This window comes from Frankia sp. CoBUL1 (genome assembly GCF_978021245.1).
Genome location: NZ_CDXDOS010000264.1, coordinates 1 through 4,479 on the forward strand (window position 1 = coordinate 1; position 4,479 = coordinate 4,479).

Below are 4,479 nucleotides of genomic sequence, written 5' to 3' on the forward strand. Positions count from 1 at the left end.
ACGTGAAGCTCAGGTGTGCTCCCCCGGGTGGCGACGCGCCGACGCATCCCCACGGGAGCCACCTCCACTCACGCGGGCCGCCCCCACGCGGGCCACCCCCACGCGGGCAATGACGCCGAGCCGACACCGCCACGCGGCGTGCACCGTCCGCGACTAAGGTCGACGGCATGGATCCGAAAGATCCGGGAATCAGACACCTGGACAGATCCACAGTGATGATCTACCGTCCGCCCGCGGGACCGCCGGTCGGACCGAGCGGGAGGACCAGCCGTGCGGGAGAACCTCACCCTCGACGAACCACGCCGAGGGATCCGGTCCGGCCGAACCATGACGCTGCTTCCGGGGCTGGTCCTCGCGGGAATGGTCGCGCTGACCGCCGGTTGCGGGGGGTCCGACGACATCAGCGTGCCGCCCTCCGTCAGCACACCAACCCTGCCGACCTCGCTGCCGAGCGGGCTGCCCACCGCGCTGCCGACCTCGCTGCCGGGGGTGGGAAGGATCGACGCCGTCAGCGGCGCGGATGCCCTGCGTGGCACGAATGTCCCCCCCGATTTCCCGGTGCCGCCCGGGGCCACCGTGAAGGTCGGTACGACCACCGGGAAGACGTCGACGGTGACGCTGGGCGGGGTGTCCAGCGACCGGGTGGCCACCTTCTACCGGCAGACCCTGCCTGGCGCCGGCTACAAGATCACAACGGATGTGGGGATTCCGGGGGTCGCCAGAGCCATCCAGTTCAACGGGCACGGCGTCAACGGGAGTATCGGGGCCGCGGGGATCGGCAATACCGACGGCGTCGCCGTGGTGTTCACCAAGCGGTAGTCCCCCCGGGGGATCACGGCCGGGCTCACCCGGGCACGACCGGCCGTTGCGGAAAATCGAGCTGCGAGCGATCGAGCTGTGGAAGATCGAAATGCCGGCGGATCTCCGCCTGCACCTCGCGCGGCGGGTGCCGGGCGTCCACGACGGCCACGAACTCCTTACGCTGGAAGATCTCCATGACCGGTCGGGTCTTCTCGTGGTACTCCCGCAGGCGGACGGCAAGTGCCTGCGGGTTGTCGTCGGCCCGGGTCAGCAGCGGCGCTCCGCACACGTCGCAGGTGTCCGGCACCTGCGGCCTACTGGCGATCAGGTTGTAGTCCAGGCCGCACCGTGAGCAGAACCGGCGGGCGAGCACCCGCCGATAGACCTCGTCGTCGGGGAGGTCGAGGTAGATGACCCCGTCGATGTCGTAGCTCTCCAGGAAGAACTCGGCCTGCCGGGCGTTGCGCGGGAACCCGTCGATGATGAACCCGTAGTTCCAGTCGTGCTCGGCCAGCCGGGAGCGCACCACCGACTCGACGAGGTCGTCCCCGACCAGGTGACCGGCCGCCACGATGCGTTTGACCTGGGCACCGAGTTTGGTGTGGTTCTGCACGTTCCAGCGGAAGACGTCGCCGACGTTGATGTGGACCAGGTCGAAGTCCCGGGCCATCATCGTCGCCTGGGTTCCCTTGCCGCTGCCCTGCACGCCCATGATGACGAACTTGCGCACGCCGACTCCCGATCGTTCCTCCGCCCCGGAGGCCGGCCGACGCGCGGCCGCCTCGGTGGCCCGCCCCCAGCTGTCCCACCGGCCTCTCCGTCGCGACGTTATCCGCCATGGAGATCACTAGGGGTTTCCGCGGCCCAGCGGTGGCGGGTACGTCATGACACCCGCACGGCCGACCGGCGGGCTGTCCGCAGCCCAACCCGGACCGATGCACGCCGACAATGCCGTAAAGAGCAGGATGTCAGGATGTATGGGGATCGGGGGAGCGCGGAACGGGCCGCGGCTGCGATCCCGGATTCTAGGAGGGAACGCGGGTGTCAAGGGGACTGCGTCAGACGCTCGGCGCCGGCCTGGCCGCCACCGTGCTGGCGGTGGGGCTCACGGCGTGCGGTTCCGGGGACAAGGCACCGGCTCCACCCGCGGAGATCGTCCTCAATCGGGGGCAGGACTCGTCGATCCCCTTCCGCACCGAGGCCGACGGCGAGGTGCTCCTGGACGTCACCACCACCGCCCCAGGGGTCTCCTGGGGCTCCCCGGGCGGCGAGTCCGCGGTGCTGTCGCTCTACGTCGACACCGCCTACGCCACCGATCTCGTGATCCCCACGTCCTTCCCGATCAAGCGTAGCCTCGCGCTGGGTCACCTGGCCGCCGGCAGGCACACCCTGCGGACGCTGTTCGCCGCGGACCGGTCGCCCCGCAACGCCGCCACGGCGCGCCTGACCGATCTGACCTTCCGCACCGTCACGCCGCAGGACAACGGCTACCAGGCACTGGCGCACGCCCCGGTGATCTACGGCCGGACGGCGCCGGCCGCCGCGGACCCGATGGCCGGCGGGCCGTTCCAGAACGCCGTCACCGACACCCCGCTGCTCGCCTTCCACTCCGAGGCGCCAACCGCGATCGCCGGTCATCGCCTGCTGACCTACTCGATGGTGTGGAGCAACGAGGACGAGGGCACCCCGACCCCGGCCCTGATGGCGTTCTGGGGGCGGACCACCGACATCGAGTGGACCTACCAGGTAGAGATCGACGCCACCGGCAACGCCATCCCCGGCAGCGCCGTGATCCAGGGGCCGGAGCACACGTCGCAGCCGTTCACCGGCCGGTACGAGAGCACGCACCCGCTGCTCGGGACCTGCACGCGCAGCAACAGCATGTGCCAGAACACCGACGGCCCGATGCGGTTCGCCCTGTCTGCCGCGGACACCCTCGACCCGAACGCCGAGGCCCCCGAGCGGGAGATGGACCGCAACCCGTGGACCTACTGGGTGATGTCCCAGGAGGTCGCCCGGGAGGGCAAGGTCGCCGACGCCCCGGTCCCGGACCCGCGCACCCGGATCAGCGACCCGCGTAACTACCTGTACCTGATCGTCCGGAAGAACACGGTCGGCGCGCCGAACACCGCCGACGCCTGGGTCGGGCTGTCGGTCGGGGTGCGGCTCGCCGGCAACCCCGAGACCTACCGGTCGAACAAGACCTACCCTGCCTGGTCCATCGAACGGGACGCGCCGGCCGCCACGGCTGTCGAACTCCCACCCGGGACGGTCGCGGAGGACATCGCGTCCATCCAGGCGACCCGGGTCGTCGGTGCGGGTGCCGACACCGGTGCGCGCATCCAGGTCGACTCGATCGAGCGGGCGTTCCTGCTGGGTCCGGACGGCCTGCCCCAGCAGTCGTTCCTGTTCACGCCGACGAAGGTGACCCTGACCGCCGCCGCGCCGACCGCGACCCTGTTCCGCCGTTCGCAGGGCGGCTCCTGATCCCGTCCGGGGTTCCCTGATTCCGCGGTGGCCCCTCACCCACGTGTGGTGGACCCCGAGGTGTGCACCGGTCCCGGGGTCCGACCGTGCGCCCCGGTGCGATCGGGGACCCCGGTGCGATCGGGGACCCCGGTGCGATCGGAGGCCCCGGCTGGCGCCGGGCGGACGGCGGCCGTCGGCATGCTGTCGAGCGTCCGCACATCCCGACCGACGGGCAACTGGGCGATGCTGCCGACGATGGCGGTCGGCCGGTAGGGGAACCGGTCGACATCGGTGATGGACGTGATGCCCGACAGCACCAGCACGGTGTCCATTCCGGCCTCCAGGCCGGCGACGACGTCGGTGTCCATCCGGTCGCCGATCACCACGGTGGTCTCGCTGTGCGCGGACAGCGTGTTCAGCGCACTGCGCATCATCAACGGGTTCGGCTTGCCGACAAAGTAGGGTGTGACGCCGGTCGCCCGGGTGATCATCGCCGCGACCGCCCCGGTGGCGGGCAGGAGACCCTCCACCGAGGGACCGGTGGGATCGGGATTCGTCGCGATGAAGCGTGCGCCGTCGCGCACCAGCCGTACCGCTTTGGTGATTGCCTCGAAGCTGTAGGTCCGGGTTTCCCCGAGGACGACGTAATCGGGTGACCGGTCGCTGAGGACGTAGCCGATGTCGTGCAGCGCCGTGGTCAGGCCCGCTTCGCCGACGACGTACGCCGATCCCTGGGGGCGTTGGGTGTGTAGGAAGAGCGCGGTGGCGAGGGCCGAGGTCCAGATCCGCTCCGGCGGGATCGTGAGTCCCGCGCCAGCCAGCCGGGCGGACAGGTCGCGGGCCGTGTAGATCGAGTTGTTGGTCAACACGAGAAAACCCAGGCCTGCCTCGCCGATCCCGGCCAGAAAGGCATCCGCGCCCGGAATGGGATGTTCCTCATGGACCAGAACACCGTCCATGTCGATGAGATAGTTCTCGATCAGATGTTCCGCCATGGCCCCCGATTCTCCCCGCCAGCGCTCGATGCCGTCTGCCGGGTGGTCCCCACTCGGCACCATGATGGGGACCACCCGGCCCGGACGACCCGGCGGGTTCGGTCACCTCACCTCAGCTCACCGGGTTCGGGTGATCCCTTCTCACAGCACCGCGATGGCGGCGATCTCCGGTTCGGTGGGCGACATCAGATACAGGGATGGGACGATGAGCCAG

General features: G+C 70.1%; 4 protein-coding genes. 2 read left to right on the plus strand and 2 right to left on the minus strand.

Translation table 11 applies throughout. The annotated features are described in order from the left end of the window. The first annotated feature begins 270 nt into the window (after positions 1-270). Positions 271-819 carry a hypothetical protein gene (locus AC08OX_RS15235; protein WP_476608418.1) on the plus strand — a complete coding sequence of 183 codons (549 nt, stop codon included), beginning with the start codon at positions 271-273 and terminating at the stop codon, positions 817-819. Between the two features lie 25 nt (positions 820-844). On the opposite strand, the gene AC08OX_RS15240 is transcribed toward AC08OX_RS15235, so the two are convergent. Then, positions 845-1,531 (minus strand): adenylate kinase family protein, encoded by a 687-nt coding sequence (locus tag AC08OX_RS15240; protein WP_476608419.1) that lies wholly within the window; start codon positions 1,529-1,531, stop codon positions 845-847. A 311-nt stretch (positions 1,532-1,842) separates the two neighbouring features. Here AC08OX_RS15240 and AC08OX_RS15245 point away from each other — a divergent pair, with 311 nt between their 5' ends. Continuing rightward, positions 1,843-3,288, plus strand: a complete 1,446-nt coding sequence (locus AC08OX_RS15245) for a hypothetical protein (protein ID WP_476608420.1) — start codon at positions 1,843-1,845, stop codon at positions 3,286-3,288. A 35-nt stretch (positions 3,289-3,323) separates the two neighbouring features. Here AC08OX_RS15245 and AC08OX_RS15250 read toward each other — a convergent pair whose 3' ends face one another. Then, on the minus strand, positions 3,324-4,328 hold the full coding sequence (locus tag AC08OX_RS15250) for an HAD-IIA family hydrolase (protein ID WP_476608421.1): 1,005 nt from the start codon (positions 4,326-4,328) through the stop codon (positions 3,324-3,326). Between the last annotated feature and the right edge of the window lie 151 nt (positions 4,329-4,479).